This window comes from Bacillus cereus group sp. BfR-BA-01383 (assembly GCF_022663495.1).
GTDB classification, from domain to species: Bacteria; Bacillota; Bacilli; order Bacillales; family Bacillaceae_G; genus Bacillus_A; species Bacillus_A cereus_AU.
Window position 1 is genome coordinate 84,872 of record NZ_JAKUFP010000011.1, and the last position, 18,796, is coordinate 103,667.

The following is an 18,796-nucleotide window of genomic DNA, read 5'->3' on the forward strand; positions in this document are numbered from 1 at the left end:
GCGCATCTCCTATTCTATCGTTTTCTTATCATTTGGCAGTAACCATGAAGTTAGTCCAATTAATGGTAAACAACTACATAATAGCATAATAAACTGAAGACTATACATATCAGCTAATTTCCCAAGAACTACAGCACCTAATGCTCCAAGGCCAAAAGCAAGACCAACAATTAATCCTGATACCATCCCTACTTTCCCTGGGACAAGTTCTTGGGCGTAAACAACAATTACACTAAAACTACTTGAACTAATAAAACCAATACATAAAAATAACGGTACTACCCACACGAGCGAAACGTGAGGTAGTAAAAGCGCAAGTGGCGCTGAACCGAGCATTGAAAATACAATTATCTTTTTCTTACCGAATCGATCTGCTAACGGACCACCAAAGAAAGTACCTAATACACCAGAAACCATAAAAGCAAAGACGAAATACTGTGCATTTTTTATAGATAAATCGTAATGCTCTATTAAATAAAATTGATAGAAATTCCCGATGCCAGCACCGTACCAAGAACGTACGAATGTTAGAAAAACAAGAAGTATAATAACAAATTTAATGTGCGTACTTACAATCGCATTTTCAGCCTCAAGCGCAGCCCTCTTTTTCCTTCTTACAGCGCCAGTCGCTAATTCATTTTTGTACCATTTTGATACGGAAATTAATAATACGATTCCTACCGCTGCAAAAGCTGTAAACCCTAAAGAACCAATTTGACCGAGCGGAACGAAAATTAACGCTGTAAAAATAGGAGCTAGAGAATTCCCTGTATTTCCCCCCACTTGATAAATCGCTTGTGCTAAACCACGTTTGGCACCTGCTGCCATATAAGCAACTCGGGCACCTTCAGGGTGAAAGACTGCAGAACCTAATCCAATAAATAAAACAGAAATAATAACAATAATAAAATTCGGGGCAAACGCGAGCCCAATCATCCCAAGCATACTCGAAAACATACCGAGCGGTAACAAAAATGGTGACGGCTTCTTATCCGAATACATACCAAAAACCGGCTGCATAATCGATGAAGTCATATTTAATGCAAAGGCAATCCACCCTACTTGCATATAGGATAAATTCATCGTTTTTTCCAAAATAGGAAACAACGCTGGCACAACTGCTTGCATCGAATCATTCAAAAAATGTCCGAAACTAATCGCAAACAATATTCGATATATCGTCGGTGTTTCTACTGTATTTTTTTGCGAAACTGCCTGCATACGTGTATTTCTCCTTCCTGTACAAAATATATTTTTATTACAGTAGGTGTAATAAAGTGAAACTTTAATCAGTGGGGGGCTTATTAGCCTTCACCAATCAGGCATTTACGGGCAGTTATCTCCCCCCTAACTTCCTCGCATTCGCCGAATTTTTAGGTGGGAATCTTACTGCCCGTAAATAGCGGGGGAAATTCTGACTTTTGAAACATTTCTATTCTATACTGGTTTCATTTCTTTTTCCAGAAATACAACTTCATATAAAAATATATTTTTTCTATATGTTTTATCGGATTTATTTATAGAAATTTTCTATATTTTCTTTTATACTAAGGCAGAGATGAAGGAAAGGATGACAACTATGAAGAAAAAAACAAAGGGAATCGTTGCACTCTCTATTACATTATCTATGTTTTTGACAGCATGTGGTCAAAAACAAGAGGCAACAACTACCGGAGAAAAGAAAAAGGAATCTTCAAAACAAGTATTAAACATTGTAGAATCTGGGGAAATTTCTACACTTGATTCATCTATCGCAACAGATGGGTTTTCTTACGCTGCATTAAACAACGTAATGGAAGGATTATATATGCCTGGACCAGATAACAAACCCGTGCCAGGAGCGGCTGAATCGTATAAATTAAGTGAAGACGGAAAAACTTATACATTTACATTACACGATTCAAAATGGTCAAATGGTGATCCCGTTACTGCTCACGATTTTGAATATGCATGGAAACGTGCCGTAAATCCAGAAACTGCTTCTGAATACGCACACATTATGTTTGATATTAAAAACGCGGAAAAAATAAATAAAAAAGAATTGCCAATCGACTCATTTGGTGTAAAAGCAATTGACGATAAAACGTTAGAAGTGCAGTTAGAGCACCCTGTACCATACTTTTTAGGTTTAATGGGATTCGCAACATTTTATCCTCAAAATCAAAAGGTAGTAGAAGCACAAGGAAAAAATTACGGACTTGAAGCTGCAAATGTTGTTTATAACGGACCGTTTCAATTAAGCGAATGGAAACATGATACAAGTTACAAAATGACAAAAAACCCGAACTACTGGGATAATAAAAATGTAAATTTGAATGAAATCAATGTAAATATCGTAAAAGATACTTCAACAGCTGTTAATTTATTCGAAAGTAAACAAGTAGACCGTATTACGATTAATTCAGAGTTTGTTGATAAATATCAAAAGGATCCGAGTTTAAAGAAAATGGAGCGTCCTTCCGTAACATTTTTCCGATTTAGTCAAAAGAATCCTTTATTAGCAAACAAAAACGCTCGAAAAGCTATTTCGCTTGCTTTTGATAAACAAGGAATCGCAACAACGATTTTAAATAATGGCTCTATACCTGCGAATGCATTTGTTCCAAAAGGATTTGTAAAAGGACCTGACAATAAAGATTTTCGCAGTACAAGCAATGTAAAAGTAGAAACAAATGTGAAAGAAGCAAAAAAACTATGGGAGACTGCGAAAAAAGAAACTAATTTACAAAACGCTTCTCTTTCAATCATTACAACAGACGAGTCTAACGATAAAAAAATTAGTGAGTTTTTAAAAGGTGAACTTGAGAAAAACTTACCTGGATTACAAATCACATTACAACCACTTCCAGTAAAAGCATTTTTAGATCGTGAAGAAAATGGTGACTTTGAAATTTCACTTTCAACATGGGGACCAGACTATCCTGATCCTACAACATTTTTAAATATGTTCGTCACAGATGGACCTTTTAATAAAATGAGCTATTCAAACAAACAATACGACGAATTAATTGAAAAAACGAGTTCTACTTTAGCAACTGACTTACCAGCACGTTGGAAAGCGTTCCAAGATGCAGAGAAAATATTACTTGAAGATGATGCAGCTATCGCTCCAATCTTCCAATCAGGGCTTGTATATTTAGAACGCCCAACAGTAAAAGGTGTTGTTATTCGTCCATTTGCAGGAATTTATTCTTATAAATGGGCCTCTAAAGAATAAAAAAAGGCGATCCTAAAAACAGATTAGAATCGCCTTTTCTATTAAATAGCAAAACGCTTATACTTTTCGTAATCACTCGTCTTACATTCTAGTTCAATTTTTGTACCTTCGTTTTCATAACTCGTAGATAAAACGTGTGCATGATTGTTGAAATACGAGACTACCTGTCCTTGATCATACGGAATTAACATTTCACACTTCGTATACTCTTTATAGATGTGTGAGCGAATCATTTCTACAAGCTCTTCAATTCCAACATGTTTCTTCGCAGATAAATACACGCGATCTTCTTGTACTTTCGGAATTTCAACATCTACCATATCTGATTTGTTATAAGCATAAATCGTCGGGATATTTTCTACTCCAATTTTCTTTAACGTTTCATTAGTAATATCAATTAACTGTTCATAATTTGGGTTTGCATAATCTACAACGTGAATAAGTAAGTCTGCTTCCGCCACTTCTTCTAGCGTTGAACGGAATGCTTTCACAAGATGATGTGGTAATTTGCTTACAAATCCAACTGTATCTGTTAATAAAAACGATTTATTATCTGGCAAATCAATATTTCGCACAGATGTCTCTAACGTCGCGAATAACATATCTTTTTCAAATACTTGTTTTTCTACAGTACCATTAAAGATTTCAAGCATCGCATTCATCGTTGTTGATTTCCCTGCGTTTGTATATCCAACTAATGAAACAACAGGAATTTCATTTTTCTTTCGTTGCTTTCGCTGCGTTTGACGCTGGGCAACAAGCGCTTCTAAATCTTTATTTAAAACTGAAATTTGTTCTTCAATTTTACGACGGTCTAACTCTAATTTCTTCTCACCGACACCTTTATTTTTCGTACCAACGCCGCCGCTCTGTCTTCCTAACGATTCACGAAGACCGATTAAGCGAGGCATCATATATTGAAGATGTGCTACTTCTACTTGTAGCTGCGCTTCTTTCGTTTTCGCACGTTGCGCAAAAATATCTAAAATTAAAATGGTACGATCAATAACTTTACAATCTAAATCTTCTTCTAAATTTCGGATTTGTGAAGGAGATAGCTCATCATTAAAGATGACCATATTCGCATCTATTTCATTTACATAAGCTGCTACTTCTTCAATCTTTCCTTTTCCAATATAATGCGATGGATTTACTCGTTGTAAATTTTGCGTCACTTGCCCCATTACCTCTACATCACAAGCTTCTGCAAGATTTGTTAATTCTTCCATCGAATACGCAAAATCATCTTCATTACCTAAATTTACTCCAACTAAAACTGCTCTTTGTAATAATTCTTCCATATATTTATTCCTCCATTTCGATTACGCAAAATAAAAAACACAGGTCACTGCCTGTGTTTTCGTAAACGGATAAGGGTTCACCAAAGAAATAGAAGAAAGCTATGCTTTCATCCTATCTCATAGTAAAAAAGTCCCAAGATAATATACGTATCCACAACAAGTGTTCACCTATACGATCCCATTCTATTTATAAAGGCAAAACAAAAAGAGGGCGTATTCGTCCCTCCCTCTTTTTCACATATAAGCTTAATAAAGGGTTCCTTTAAAATAGGCAGACCAATCCCGTTCACTCTGTACACAGACAGAGCCTTTGAGCGCTATTCAATTATTGGCACAAAGTATTGAGACGTAATCTGATTAAGATCAAAGGAAGCCCCTCCGTTCATTTTAAGTTACATAAAGTGTAGCATAAGTAATTCGCTTTCACAAGGTTTAACAACCTACATCACGCGAAAGAAAATCTTTATATTTTTACTTTAATCGTCATTTTTTGCGAGTTCTTCTCACAACAAAAATAACAAAAGCAATGATCAACAATAGACCAACGGAAAGGATAGCAACTTGCCACCAACTTAAACCGTTCACCATCTCACCTTTTAAATCCACTTTCTTCGTTGGAATAGATTCTTTTGCAATTTGACTTAAAGCCACTTTGTCCGCCCCTGCCTCATCTAATCTCTTCGTTCTACTACAACTATGTGTGTGTAATTGTTTTTCTGATCCTCTTTGAGAAGAATATACTAAGTACTCTCCTCCCTCTACAAAGTGAAACACACAATCACCACCATTTGTATATACAATAATTTGCGAAGAAGTTGTCCCTTTCCAAATTCCCTTCACTTCAAATAATACTTCAATTCCAACCCCTTCCTTTCTTCCAACCTCAATTACTTTCCCCTCAAACACTACATCGTTTTTTTGAAATGCATCTTCTGCTGATACGTTGATACAATCACAAGCATAAGACTTATTTGGAAAAACAATAAGAATAAAGCTACAAATAACGACAACAGGCAACATATGCAAAATTCTTTTCAAGGGGCTCAAATCCCTTCATTATCAATTTTAAAAGCTCCCATATATTATTTTCACATCATTCGCCAATTTCCTCTGTAGCAATTAAAATATTGTCGTTTCAATAAAATAAGGGTCTGTATTGATATTAGTATCAAGTTATGAAAATTAAGGAGATGTTCCTATGAATTCTAAATCACGTATTACCGCAATCGGTACTTATGTTCCAAATCAAATATTGTCTAATAACGATTTAGAAGAGATAGTCCATACGAATGAAGAATAGATTGTGCAAAGAACCGGAATGAAGGACCGAAATTTTCTTTTATACAACTAACATTACGGTAAATGAAATCATATCAACGATTTTCTGAATTTATCTATCAAAATCACAATATATCAACGATTTTCCGAATATATCTATCACAACTCAGAATATATCAACGATTCCAGTTAAACTATTAGTTAATCGCAAAGAAGCTGCATTCAAAGATTGGTTACCTCTCTTTGAATGCAGCTTCTTTTATCTTAATTTTATTTACCTGTCCGAGCCCATATCACAACAGGAATTAGCAATAATGCCAATACTCCTCCCGCTAATGATAATGCGGCATAACTGGAATTTGCTACTACCATGCCTGACATCGCTCCACCTGAAGCCCCGGCTAGTGCAATAAAAACATCTATCTTCCCTTGTGTTTTTGCACGAGTAGAAGGAGTTGTGGAATCAACGATTTGTGCCGTACCACTAATCAATCCGAGGTTCCAGCCTAAGCCAAGCAAAGAAAGAGCAACGATTAATAGTATTAAAGAATCACTCGGTGCTATCGCAGCTATGACACCCGCCGCAAGTAAAATTACCCCCCCAGCTATGCTCATCGTAGTTCGGCCAATTTTATCAATTAACATTCCTGTAACGAGAGATGGAAGATACATTGCACCTACATGAAAACCAATTACAATACCTACTGCACTTAATCCATGGCCGTGGTGTCCCATATGAATTGGCGTCATTGTCATAATCGCAACCATCACTATTTGTGTAAGTATCATTACGATTGCTCCAACAGTAATACCTCGTTTATTTTCTTTCGCTTCTTCTGTTACTGGTTGCCCTTTATATGTATGTTCTTGTTTATATGTTTCTATCATGTTAGCAATAAGTAACGGATCTGGACGAAGCATAACAAATAGGACAAGACCAGCAAGTATAAATGCTGCTGCCGATAATATAAATGGCCCAGCCAGTTCAGGAACGCCAATTGAATGAGCAAACTCTCCCATTACTCCTACTAAGTTTGGACCTGCTACTGCACCGAAAGTCGTCATAACCATCGTAATACTAACAGCAGTTGCTCGTTGCTTCTTATTCGCTAAATCTGTACCAGCATAACGAGCTTGTAGATTTGTAGCTGTACCTGCACCATATATAAGTAAAGAAATAAGTAAAAGAATAATACTATTTGTTAAAGCAGCCAATACAACTCCAATTGCCCCAATTCCCCCTACTATAAATCCTGTTGCAAGTCCAATCCGACGTCCATATCGCTGCGAAAGTTTCCCTACTATGAATGCAGCTAACGCAGATCCTAATGTAAACATGGCAGTCGGCAATCCTGCATATGCATCTGTTCCAAGCATTTGCTGCGCAAGAAGTGCACCTACCGTAATACCAGCAGCTAATCCTGCCCCGCCGAACATTTGTGAAATGCTTACAATTATTAACGTTCGTTTATATAGACTTTGTTGCTCTTCTTCTGTATACATACGATTGCTTATTAAAGCACTCGCTTTATCTAGCATTTCCTCACCCTCCTTTTGAAATTAAGTCCCCTTGTTAATGTACTATGTTTAACGTTACATATTCAATGTCATTTTTCATTCGTTCCTTTATATCTAAAAAACTAAAAATCTTTATCCATAGAAGAACCACAAGCCCCTATAAACTTAACACTACTAGAAAGATACAAAATTTAAAGACTTTCATCGGAATTGATTTTGTTAGTTTTAATAATAAGAGGCATTATAGTCATAAGTTTAATGAACTAAACCCAGATTATAACTCCATACTAGTGTAAATAAAAAGACTATCCGATAATTTGGTTTGACCAACTTATCGGATAGCTCTCCTTCATACATTACATAAAAGTCTTTTACTATTTAACTCCTACATCTCGCATAGATTCCACGTTCTTTTTCTTGCCCTCTTTTATTTCATAATAATAAGTAGGTAATTCTATGTTATGCTCTATGAAATAATCCTCAATCAATGAAATAATTACTTTCAATGTTTTCAAACGAGCATATAATTTATCATTACTCGCGATAATATTCCATTTCGCATTTTGCTTATTTGTTTTTTCAAACATGTCTTCCATTGCTTCAACATACTCGTCCCACTTTTCACGATTACGCCAGTCTTCATCTGTAATTTTCCATCTTTTAAGAGGGTTGTTCTCTCTTTCTTTAAATCTCTTCAACTGTTCGTCTTTACTAATATGATAGAAAAACTTCCCTATTATGTAATGATCATCTGTTAATAATTTTTCGAAATCATTAATTTCATCATACGCTCTCGTCCACTCTTCCTTTGTAGCAAAACCTTCAATGCGTTCAACTAATACACGACCGTACCATGAACGATCAAAAATAGTAATTTGCCCGTACTGAGGAAGTTTCCTCCAAAAACGCTGCAAATAATGGTAACGTTTTTCATGAGGGGCAGGTGCTCCAATTGGAGTTACTTGGAAACCGCGTGGGTCAAGATGCTCCGTCACTCGCTTAATTGCTCCACCTTTTCCAGCTGCATCCCAGCCTTCCATAACGAGCATAACCGCAATTTTTTCTTCTTTTAAAATTTGCTGAAGTGCTAATAAACGTCTTTGGTATTTTTCAAGTTTCCTATTATACTTAGATTTTGATTCTATTCTTTTCGTTAAATCTATTTTAGTAAGATGTCCATTTTCCATAAAACAAATCCCCCTTGTTGTATGACAATACTATTTTAACATGTTTTCTGGGAATTTTTTCATACCCTAAAAAACTGTGTAGAAAAATCTCTACACAGCTTTCATAAAGAATATAGCAGTTAAAATAACTGTAATAACCGCACCTACAATATAAGACGTATTTAGCGGCATATTAAAACAAATTTATCCTTTCTTACTACATACGCAATTACGCCAAATATAAGCGTAGCGAATAAGATAATGATTCCTAACCCGATATACATAACACTCCACCTTATATTATATGGTATATCCTCTCGCGAAGAGAAGATAATAACAAATAAATCCGTTACAGAATGGGAGTTCTCTAAAAATGAAACGAAAAATATTCTCTCTCTTTGTGCTTATTTGTGTAGTACTACCAATGCAAGCTAACGCTTACACATTTCCATCACTACCAATTTCTTCACAGTCTAAACAATGGTATATTGAAATTGACGAATCTCACAACGTAAACAAGCAAGCCATCCAGCCAAAACAAGGCGTATATGATACGTATCGTTTACTCGTAAAAAACATCGGTAATGACGTATACAATGTATCTGTGGAAATACTTGATAACATTCCTACCTTAAAACCTACTACATCCAATATAAACGTTTCCAAAAGTCATACGAGCTTTGACTACATGGTATTCCCATTAGACTTTAATAGCCATAATTTTAAAGTTGTTATTACTTGGGAAGAAAAGAATTTCTCTTACAACGGTCATCCCGTAAATGAAGGAAAAAAAATGAAACAAACATTTGTATTTAATGAAGACTAAGTCCTACTTTATGGCTTAGTCTTTATTTATGAAACCCAATTGGATTGCTTCTGTCACTTCTTTTGCAATTTCCATTTTCGTTGCTTGCTTACAAATACCTGTTTTCCAAATATGTATAGAAGGCTCTTTATTAGCAAGATGCTTCCTTAAGATAAGCCGGTCATACTCTATTTTATTATCAACAGGAGTTGCAATATATACAGTGAAATTCTTCGCGTCAAATACCTTTTCTTTCAAAACATATTCACCTTCTAATTCCGATACTAAAAAATCATTGAGATTATCTTCAACCATATACGATACCTCCTTTCATTTCAGCCCATATAATTAATCAAATTTGCGAATACTTGGAACAGATAGTGCAATTCCAATTGTAATGATTACTAGTAGAGCTAGTATTAATATAGTTACCTCACCACCTATTACATTCGCTAACCAACCAACAACCACATATCCTAATGGCAATAAAGCGAAAGAACCTAACATATCAAGACTTGCCACTCTTCCAAATGCTTCTTCCGGTACGAGTTCTTGTAAACTCGTTTCCCATATGAGCCCAAATATCATCATACCGAATCCTTCAATTGCCATTAAGAATATTAAAGCAGGCGCCCAATAAATGAAGGGCATAATTAATAGCACGATGCCACTAATTAAAACACCTCCATAGGCAAGTAATCCTCTTTTATGCCATTGTTCCCTCCCGCCAAATATTAGTGCGGCAATTACAGCCCCACCACCAGAAGATGCCATGCCCAAACCATACACGTAAGCCTCAAAATGATGATGCACATTAAACAACCATGGAATTAATACGACGATAATACCTGCATAACAAATGTTAACGAAAGAAAAGACTAAAATTGTAATCCACAGCCATGGATGGCTTTTTAAAACTAAAACGCCCTCCATAAACTCTTTTTTATAATCGACCTTATTCCTTTCAATCGATTTTACTTTTTTAAACTTAATTTCTTTTAAAAATAATAAACATAAAAATGATAATAAGTACGTTGCTGCATCTAGTCCAAATCCTATTCCCGCAGATGTAACTGAAACGATTAATCCACCAAGGGCTGGTCCAATTAACCGTATTCCTTGATTACTCATTTGCGTTAATGCATTAGCTGCATTACGAATTTCAGGTACGAATACTTTCGCCCTCACAGCAGAATAGGCCGGCTGAAATATTCCTTCCATAAGTCCGTATAATGCAACGAGGACATATAAAAGTGTAATCGTTAACAAATCCATAAATATAAGCGATGCAAGTAATAGCATTAATATAGAGCGGATTATATCTGTAAGTAACATTAATTTTACTCGGTCAATTCGATCTACAACTAACCCTGCAAACGGTAAAGCAAGAATATTTGGTAGCATGTACATTGCCATAGTCATTCCCATTACGACTGTTGAACCAGTTAATGAGTAAACAACGACTGGCAAAATAACCATTGTTATAGAACTCCCTAAAGTTGAAAGCAATTGTCCAATCCACAAAAACTTAAAATGCCTTGACACTTTAACTGGCAATAGTAATTTGCCAACATACCCTAAACCTTTTTCTGTTTGTACTTCCCCTTGCATGTTTCTCTCCTCTTTTCCGATACCCCTAATACCCTACGGATAATACAAAAAATTCAAACTATTATACTTTTAATTATATACAAAATGATTGATGTTATGGTAAAAATTCCAAAACATTTAAAATGTCTACATTATGCTCCAGAACAATACGTATACTTTACGCGTATCATTCAACGTAATAATATAAAACATCTCAATCAGCTATATTTCCTAGACGACATGATGCATGACACTTTAACAATTACTCATACGAAAAAAAGCTTGGAAATTTCTCCAAGCTTTTCTTATTTCTTCTCCATTTTGTTAATCTTATAATGAATATGTAAAAACTCCATTCCAAATAGCCACATTTTATGGTGCGCAGTTAAAGTGTGATCCGCGCTCTCTTTAATGATAAAAGTCTCTGCTAACGGTAATCGTATTGTAAAGAAACGAGTGTGCAAATAAATCCCTTCGTCTCCTCTACCATTTTCTCTTAACTTACTAGTAATGATTAAATCATGATTATCATTACATAATTTCAAAACACCTGTCATATTCGAATATGGTAAGGGCAATGCAATATTCATATATGTCTCGTTCTTATGTGTATGCTTTGAATAAAGAGCTAAAAAAATAGACTCTCCTGCTTCATTTTTTCTTAACCAAGCCCTTACGTTCTCTCTTCCATCTTTCGCATCTATTACACCAACGATAGAGCCATGCATCGTTTCCCACTTGCCGCCCATTCCTAAATGTATTTGTCCTACACGCTTACTCATTTTCTCATAAAAAAATGCAAATGGATGGAACCAACGAGCCCATCGAATATTCGATTGCAACTCAAACGCTGTTGTATTTTCATAAAAACGAATAATACTTACAGGAATCTTCGTCGCATCAAATGCTTCACTATGAAAATAATTCATTTTATCAACTAGACCATTGTATTCCTTACTATCCACTAAATTTCTACTATGTAAAAATGCCCCACCAATCGTCACTTTTCCTCTTAATTGACTCATTGGTTTCCCGTAGTATTTATAATTTGGAACACTCTTTTCAATTATCCAACCGACAAATGCTGGTAACGCTACTCCAATTCCATTTACAACACCGTGAATCCAAACCATTTGAGCAATTGTAATCGTCATTACTTGTTTCAAATTTCCGTATGAGTATATAAGTGAGAACATAATTGTGACCATGAGCGTACTAGACGAAATAATTAAGAGAACCTTTGCAGTGATAGAATTAAATTTCGCTTTCCAAACGTAAATGCCATATCCATAAATAGCACATAAATATATGAACACTGCAAAAAATTCAAATATCCTTGAATATGTAATTCCTATCGCAACTGTCATAGGTGAAATAACTATGATAAACATAATTGCATCATATACTTTACTTCTCTTTTCTCTTTTCCTTCCTACTAAACCAACTGATAAGGGCAATAGAAACGCCGAATAATGAAAGTGGGCAGCTGTGAGTAAAACAATGTCAGAACTAAAGTTCATAATTGAAACGTTTGCTACTGAAGCAAAAAACCAAAAACCACCTAAAAACAAATAAATAAACGCACTATCTACAGCCGTTTCTTCTAATGGTTTCCATCCTCTTTCTAGTAATCTACTTACACCAAATAACGCCACGATTCCTGTATATACAAACCAAAGTATCGCAAAGAAATAATGATTTGTTACGAAAGCTAACATTGCACTAATTGCTGCGACCGGATATAAAAACGATACGTATTTATAAAATAATAAATACGACCCATTTCTTGTTCTTTTATCAATAATACAAAAAGACATTGGTATAAATAATAAAACAGATAATAATATAATTGCTTCAACAGGATTTACATGCGACCACTCACATATTAGAAAAACAATATAACAAGCAAGCCCCCATATTATATTTCTCATATCGTTTATTTCCTTTCCACAAATGTTCCCTTATATGAAAATAGCGAACCAATTAACGGATTTCGTACTTGTACATGAATTCGAAAACATTGTAATTCGTCATCATAACTTTCAATAATGTTTGCCTCTCCATATAAAAATTTCGGTAAAGAGATTTTTCTTCCAAACATATAAAACCATTGTTTCTTTGAAGAAATATGCATTGCCCCCATCTCATCAATATGAAAATTCAATGTAGAAACGAGTATACGTGGTTCACCAAAATAATCTACAATTTCATTTTCTTTTTCATCCAACTGCATAACCGCGTTAAAATATCTTTTCTTATTATGAAAATAAAAAGTGCGATTCCACCGCACAAGTTCATTTCCATGTTCATCCCGCTCAGCAGTATTATGTATCGTAAATGGAACTTCCTTTCCCCGCTCTGAGAAAAACATCCGAAACTTCGATGCAATTTTCAATATCAATTTAACAAAAAAAGAGCCACCGTAAATTTCATCCATCTTTCCTTCCCCTGTAAAACTATTTTCTTCTGTAATCGCATACCGCTTCTGTAATTCTGGATGCAGTTTTTTATAGGTATCCCCTAATAATCGCTCATAAATATTAACCATACACTTATCCCTTTCTCGTCCTCTTGCAATTTTTTGCACTTGGCAAATCGAAGCTATTTATATAACCGACAATTGATAAACCTATTAGAAGAATATTTAATGTAATTGGATTAAACGGCTGTGTAAAGCTTGTGATATTCGTAAAACCGGCTACTATTGTTAAGACTATTAACATAAAAATATGTAATATAAATAATTTTCGTTTTGGAAGTGGCAATAGCCATATGACACCAAAAATAATTTCTAACCACCCAATTATTTTAAGAGCCAAAATACTATTTTCAGTTGAACCAATCATCACAGAAAGCATCTTCACCTCTTCTGGATGAGTGAAAATTATTTTCGGAAAGCTCCCTTGATACATCCATACAAAAGCAAATAAAAAACAAACGAGCCAATACGTAATCGTTCTTTTAATTAGCAAACTAGGATGAAGCCCCTTTTCTAACCATAATTTGAGGGCATCAAAGCTCCAAGCAGTCGCCCATCCTAATAAAGGTCGAAAAATATATGAATCAATTACATTTCCTATACGACCAAATCTCGTGTCATAATCATATTGCGTTTCAAAATGAATGTATTCTTTATTCGGTGTATACTTCCAATAACCACGCCCTATTTGTATAAGTGATAATGTATTATCTGTCCAAAATTTCAAAGAAGAAATTCTTTCACCAGTTTCTTTTCTTATTTCACCTATCGATTCACCTTCCCCAGCTATTTCAAGTCCGAATCCGATCTTTGTTTTATATAAAAACTGCTGCGGTTCTCCTTCTTTTTTCTCTAAATACGAAATTTCAGTAAAGCGAGCATCCCACTCTGTATGTATGTCTGGTTCTTGCGTATATTTCCATAGTTTTTCCATTGTTGTTTTCATTTCTGTTGCAACATAAATAGGCTTTTTCTTACTCATTCTCCCACCTCCTAAGTACTATATTTTTAATGTACATGCAATGAATTTATTTTGCTATATTTTTCACAAACTTCTTTGTGAAAAAGAAAGAATAAAAAAAATATATAAAACACTTGATTCCTCAAAAAATTTGAATTATTATAAAACAAATGTTACCAACAACTTCATAATTCAAACACTCTCGCCTAAAACGTGAGATAGAGGTTGCAATACTTATGAGTATTCTAATGGAGACACAGAGATGTCTATGAAATTAGATGAAAGGAAGTGTTGCCGAAATCGATAAATTTCTCTGTATTTATCAATTGGGGCTGTTTTCGAATAGAAACAGAACTGTCATATATACAAACGTGTATGTATGAAGAGCTATCTACAAAAAAGAGATATCATTTTTTATGATATTCCTTTTTTGGCGGTTTTTTTATTAGCTCCGTTTTCTGTTTCCCTTTTCCTGTAACAGCACCATCCTCACTTATTTGAGATGGTGTTTTTTGTTTTTTTCTCTGGTAACTACAGGAATATTGGGATTTATATATGTCCTAAACTATTCTTAAAAATGGACGAAAGAAGGAATTCGTAATGGAAACGATTGTACAAAAATTTGGTGGTACTTCTGTCGGAAGTGTTGAACGCATTCAACATGTAGCAAATTTAATTATTGAAGAATATGAACGAGGCCATAGCGTTGTCTCTGTCGTTTCAGCAATGGGCAAAAGTACAGACGATCTTGTAGCACTTGCTAACGCTATTACAGAAAATCCAAGTAAACGTGAAATGGATATGCTTCTATCTACAGGAGAACAAGTAACCATTTCATTATTAACAATGGCACTACAAACAAAAGGATATAACGCAATTTCATTAACAGGATGGCAAGCTGGTATCACAACAGAATCTGTACATAGTAGTGCACGGATTACTGATATTAATACAGATCGAATTCAATCTTATCTTGCTGAAGGCACGATCGTTATCGTAGCTGGTTTTCAAGGAGTAAGTGAAGAAAATGAAATTACAACGCTTGGACGAGGTGGTTCTGATACGACTGCTGTCGCATTAGCTGCGGCACTAAAAGCAAAAAAATGTGATATTTATACGGATGTGACCGGCGTATATACGACTGATCCACGAGTTGTACAAGATGCTTATAAATTAGATGAAATTTCTTATGACGAAATGTTAGAACTTGCCAACCTTGGCGCTGGCGTATTACACCCACGCGCTGTCGAATTTGCTAAAAATCATAACGTAGTTTTAGAAGTTCGTTCAAGTATGGAACAAGAAAACGGAACAATTGTAAGGGGAGAATGTAACATGGAACAACAATCAATCGTTAAAGGTATTGCATTTGAAGATAATATTACACGTGTCACAATTAAAGGACTAGAACAAAGTTCACTTTCAACAGTTTTCTCTACATTAGCAGCAGCACATATTAATGTAGATATTATTATTCAAAGTATTACTAATGAAGGAACTGTACATCTCTCCTTCTCGATTCACTCCAATGATTTAAGAGAGACTTTAGAAGCGTTGGAACGAAATCAAGAAACTCTTCACTATGAGTCTGTAGAACATGAAAATCATTTAGCAAAAGTATCAATTGTAGGATCAGGTATGGTATCTAATCCGGGGGTTGCTGCTAATATGTTCACTACTTTAAAAGAAGAAGGTATTCATATTAAAATGGTAAGTACATCAGAAATTAAAGTTTCCGTTGTCATTGACCGAATTCACCTAGTAGATGGCGTTGAAGCACTCCATCAATCATTTATGGCGAAAATTGAGCCTTTAGTGCAAATGATTTAATTTCCGCCGATAAAACTTACAACAAATTATATTAATCTATTTTCTTCCTATATAAAGAGAAAGCTATCTACATAGATTTCAAAACTCTATGTAGATAGCTTTTAACTTGTTATACTTATCAAAAAAATCATTATAAAGCAATTGAAATATTCGTTATACCCTTTCCTAGGAAATATAACCAACTCTTCTCACTTCTTATCATATATATCCTTTTGCTCTCTCCCTCGAAAAAACGATCTGAATTCATTTAAAATAACTTTCTTCACGTCAGAGTAAAAAACCATCATGAATAGTGCAATTCCTAACAATATCTCTTGAATTCCTTTATAATCAATGAAAGCACTCATAATTAACAAACCGCAGCCAATATAAAAACCAAACTCATTCTCTTTCTCAAAATCCTCATCTTCTTCATCCATATGTATTTTTTCTTTAAAGTTTTGATTCCCTTTTATTAACTCATCTAGCGTAACGTTGTACATTTCACTCAATAAAATCAAATTTTCAATGTCAGGACAGCTTTTATCATTCTCCCATTTGTATACTGCCTGTCTCGTTACACCAATCTTTTTAGCGACATCTTCTTGCGAAAATCCTTTTGATTCTCGTAATTTTTTTATTTGTTCTCCCAAGTTCATAACGTCCTCTCCTTTAACAAATTATTACACAAAAGGAGATATAAACGAAAGAAACTATTAGTAAAACTTACTGTAAACCATTCGTTTACATAATTTAAAAAGGGAGAATAGCTCTATATTTGAGCTACTCTCCCTCTCTCTTCTATTAAAACAGATGAATGTTTTCTTTCTTACAAGCTTCACGTAAATCGTCAGGCCATACAGAAGATTGAACTTCACCGATATGCGCTTTACGTAAGAAGTACATGCACATTCTTGATTGTCCAATACCACCGCCAATTGTTAATGGTAGTACATCTTCTAATATACCTTTATGGAAATCATACTCACGTTTAAAGTCATCACCAGTTTTCGTTAACTGCTCATCAAGTGATTTACTATCAACACGAATCCCCATTGATGATAATTCGAACGAAGCTTGTAGTACTGGGTGCCAGAATAAAATGTCACCGTTTAATTTCCAATCGTCATAGTCAGCTGCACGTCCATCGTGTTTTTCACCTGAACGGAGTGCATCACCAATTCCGATAATAAAGACTGCACCGTGTTCTTTCGCAATTGCATGTTCACGATCTTTCGGAGTTAATTCTGGATATTTATCTTCTAGCTCTTGAGAAGTAATGAAAACAACATCTTCTGGTAAATACTTTCCAAGGAACGGATATTTTTCAAATAAGTGATCTTCTAAATCTTTGAATATTCCATAAATTGTTCGTACTGTTTCTTGCAAGTATTCTACAGTGCGCCATTCTTTTTGAACAATTTTTTCCCAATCCCATTGGTCAACGTAAATGGAATGTGTTGCATCTAGTTCTTCATCACGACGAATCGCGTTCATGTTTGTATATAAACCTTCACCAGCTTCATAGCCGTATTCATGTAATGCAAACCTTTTCCACTTCGCTAGTGAATGAACAATTTCTAACTCTTCTCCTGAATGTAACATATCAAATTCAATTGGACGTTCTACACCGTTTAAGTGATCGTTTAATCCTGATTTTTTCGTTACGAATAATGGTGCAGATACGCGGAATAGTTCAAGGCGTTTTGCTAACTGGTCCTCGAAAAATGTTTTAACTTCCTTAATTGCGATTTGAGTCTCTCTTACTGTCATTAATGATTGATACATGGTGGTTTCCTCCTAAAATGTTTGGATGTTGTGAAAAGAAGCCAACAAAAAAAGCCCTTCTTCCCCAAAAAACTGGGACGAAAGGCTTTGGTTCCGCGGTACCACCCAAATTAGCAACAGAGGTTGCTCACTTATACAATACGGAGATGTAATATCTCGATACTGTTCTTCTTGTAACGGCGAAGTTCCCGGCTAAGTCTACTTTCCTATAAAGGATTTCGGTTAGCGACTCCAGGAGGTTCTTCATAATAGGCTTCGTATCAGGCTCACACCATCCCTGACTCGCTTAAACTACATCCTACTACTACTCGTCCTTTCATAGTCGTTTTGTTGTCACATCTCTGAAACATTTTATTAATGATTATTCTATACAAAAACACGAGAAAGTCAACAAAAAGTTTTAAAATATTTTTCAATTCTTTATTTTACATCTTTATTGATTGTTTCTAATTTTAGCACCTTTACTTCTTTTGCCTCGTCAATCCAAAAAATGTTTCACTAACCGAAACTAACATATACACAACCACTAATGTGATCGTTCGAAAAATTGAATCAGCAGTATTTCTTATTATTTTCATTTTCTTTGTAATTCCTTTCAGTTTACTCACCATTTCATGATATACTATAGCATTCAAGCAGTTTGTTTTTACTTAAAGCAAACATAGTCATTTATCGGGAGTATTTTTCTAAAACATTGGCTATTATCAAATAAGATTTTTTATATAACGGAGTGATCATATGAGTAAAACGAAAGCAAAACCGAAAAAAGGTGTAGGACAAGGTACAGGAAGTAAAGGATGGAACCGTTGGCAATCTAGTGCAAAGAAAAAGAAAGCTGCAAAACCATACAAAAGTAAAGGCACAAAGAAGTAAAATAAATAGTG

16 protein-coding genes, 2 pseudogenes, 1 riboswitch and 1 other annotated feature are annotated in these 18,796 nt (G+C 34.8%); of the genes and pseudogenes, 5 read left to right on the forward strand and 13 right to left on the reverse strand.

The features are described 5' to 3' along the window. Positions 1 to 9: 9 nt before the first annotated feature. Positions 10 to 1,221, reverse strand: a complete 1,212-nt coding sequence (locus MR065_RS13065; RefSeq protein WP_242213950.1) for an MFS transporter — start codon at positions 1,219 to 1,221, stop codon at positions 10 to 12. Between the two features lie 358 nt (positions 1,222 to 1,579). Between MR065_RS13065 and MR065_RS13070 the strand changes: the two genes are divergently transcribed. Continuing rightward, on the forward strand, positions 1,580 to 3,217 hold the full coding sequence (locus MR065_RS13070) for a peptide ABC transporter substrate-binding protein (protein ID WP_242213951.1): 1,638 nt from the start codon (positions 1,580 to 1,582) through the stop codon (positions 3,215 to 3,217). 41 nt (positions 3,218 to 3,258) lie between these two features. Here MR065_RS13070 and hflX read toward each other — a convergent pair whose 3' ends face one another. Continuing rightward, entirely contained in the window at positions 3,259 to 4,518 is a 1,260-nt protein-coding gene (gene hflX, locus MR065_RS13075) for a GTPase HflX (RefSeq protein WP_098768343.1), read from the reverse strand. Between the two features lie 483 nt (positions 4,519 to 5,001). Further along, positions 5,002 to 5,556 carry a cobalamin biosynthesis protein CbiN gene (locus tag MR065_RS13080; RefSeq protein WP_242213952.1) on the reverse strand — a complete coding sequence of 185 codons (555 nt, stop codon included), beginning with the start codon at positions 5,554 to 5,556 and terminating at the stop codon, positions 5,002 to 5,004. A gap of 160 nt (positions 5,557 to 5,716) precedes the next feature. Between MR065_RS13080 and MR065_RS13085 the strand changes: the two are divergent. Then, positions 5,717 to 5,815 (forward strand): annotated as a pseudogene (locus tag MR065_RS13085) (ketoacyl-ACP synthase III); the annotation flags it as partial. 251 nt (positions 5,816 to 6,066) lie between these two features. Here the strand turns inward: MR065_RS13085 and MR065_RS13090 are convergent. The 3 genes and pseudogenes from MR065_RS13090 to MR065_RS27735 form a co-directional block, all read right to left on the reverse strand. Then, positions 6,067 to 7,335: an MFS transporter gene (locus tag MR065_RS13090; protein ID WP_242213953.1), complete on the reverse strand. Its 1,269-nt coding sequence runs from the start codon at positions 7,333 to 7,335 to the stop codon at positions 6,067 to 6,069. A gap of 353 nt (positions 7,336 to 7,688) precedes the next feature. Beyond that, positions 7,689 to 8,501: a polyphosphate kinase 2 family protein gene (locus MR065_RS13095; RefSeq protein WP_242213954.1), complete on the reverse strand. Its 813-nt coding sequence runs from the start codon at positions 8,499 to 8,501 to the stop codon at positions 7,689 to 7,691. Between the two features lie 90 nt (positions 8,502 to 8,591). After that, positions 8,592 to 8,684 (reverse strand): annotated as a pseudogene (locus MR065_RS27735) (phosphorylase); the annotation flags it as partial. A gap of 169 nt (positions 8,685 to 8,853) precedes the next feature. On the opposite strand from MR065_RS27735, the gene MR065_RS13100 reads away from it, so the two are divergent. Further along, positions 8,854 to 9,306: a hypothetical protein gene (locus tag MR065_RS13100; protein WP_242213955.1), complete on the forward strand. Its 453-nt coding sequence runs from the start codon at positions 8,854 to 8,856 to the stop codon at positions 9,304 to 9,306. A gap of 15 nt (positions 9,307 to 9,321) precedes the next feature. Here the strand turns inward: MR065_RS13100 and MR065_RS13105 are convergent, their stop codons facing one another. The 5 genes from MR065_RS13105 to MR065_RS13125 form a co-directional block, all read right to left on the reverse strand. Continuing rightward, on the reverse strand, positions 9,322 to 9,600 hold the full coding sequence (locus MR065_RS13105; RefSeq protein ID WP_242213956.1) for a hypothetical protein: 279 nt from the start codon (positions 9,598 to 9,600) through the stop codon (positions 9,322 to 9,324). A 33-nt stretch (positions 9,601 to 9,633) separates the two neighbouring features. Continuing rightward, positions 9,634 to 10,896 (reverse strand): MFS transporter, encoded by a 1,263-nt coding sequence (locus MR065_RS13110; RefSeq protein WP_242213957.1) that lies wholly within the window; start codon positions 10,894 to 10,896, stop codon positions 9,634 to 9,636. 284 nt (positions 10,897 to 11,180) lie between these two features. Then, positions 11,181 to 12,806 carry a YndJ family protein gene (locus MR065_RS13115; RefSeq protein WP_242213958.1) on the reverse strand — a complete coding sequence of 542 codons (1,626 nt, stop codon included), beginning with the start codon at positions 12,804 to 12,806 and terminating at the stop codon, positions 11,181 to 11,183. Positions 12,807 to 12,811: 5 nt separating this feature from the next. Next, complete coding sequence (locus MR065_RS13120; RefSeq protein ID WP_242213959.1) at positions 12,812 to 13,423, reverse strand: DUF4166 domain-containing protein; 612 nt, start codon at positions 13,421 to 13,423, stop codon at positions 12,812 to 12,814. 4 nt (positions 13,424 to 13,427) lie between these two features. Next, positions 13,428 to 14,336, reverse strand: a complete 909-nt coding sequence (locus tag MR065_RS13125) for a DoxX-like family protein (RefSeq protein ID WP_242213960.1) — start codon at positions 14,334 to 14,336, stop codon at positions 13,428 to 13,430. A 190-nt stretch (positions 14,337 to 14,526) separates the two neighbouring features. Further along, a riboswitch (Lysine riboswitch) is annotated at positions 14,527 to 14,713 on the forward strand. Between the two features lie 202 nt (positions 14,714 to 14,915). Between MR065_RS13125 and MR065_RS13130 the strand changes: the two genes are divergently transcribed. After that, a complete protein-coding gene (locus tag MR065_RS13130; protein WP_242213961.1) occupies positions 14,916 to 16,145 on the forward strand; it encodes an aspartate kinase in 1,230 nt (409 codons plus the stop codon). A gap of 188 nt (positions 16,146 to 16,333) precedes the next feature. On the opposite strand, the gene MR065_RS13135 is transcribed toward MR065_RS13130, so the two are convergent. Both MR065_RS13135 and asnA read right to left on the reverse strand, forming a co-directional pair. Beyond that, the gene (locus tag MR065_RS13135) at positions 16,334 to 16,783 is read right to left on the reverse strand and encodes a helix-turn-helix domain-containing protein (RefSeq protein ID WP_242213962.1); all 450 of its coding nucleotides are present in this window, start codon (positions 16,781 to 16,783) and stop codon (positions 16,334 to 16,336) included. A gap of 145 nt (positions 16,784 to 16,928) precedes the next feature. After that, on the reverse strand, positions 16,929 to 17,912 hold the full coding sequence (gene asnA / locus MR065_RS13140) for an aspartate--ammonia ligase (RefSeq protein WP_002118166.1): 984 nt from the start codon (positions 17,910 to 17,912) through the stop codon (positions 16,929 to 16,931). A 70-nt stretch (positions 17,913 to 17,982) separates the two neighbouring features. Beyond that, positions 17,983 to 18,241: a binding site (T-box leader), on the reverse strand. A gap of 409 nt (positions 18,242 to 18,650) precedes the next feature. On the opposite strand from asnA, the gene MR065_RS13145 reads away from it, so the two are divergent. After that, on the forward strand, positions 18,651 to 18,785 hold the full coding sequence (locus MR065_RS13145) for a DUF3934 domain-containing protein (RefSeq protein WP_000047591.1): 135 nt from the start codon (positions 18,651 to 18,653) through the stop codon (positions 18,783 to 18,785). Positions 18,786 to 18,796 lie beyond the last annotated feature (11 nt).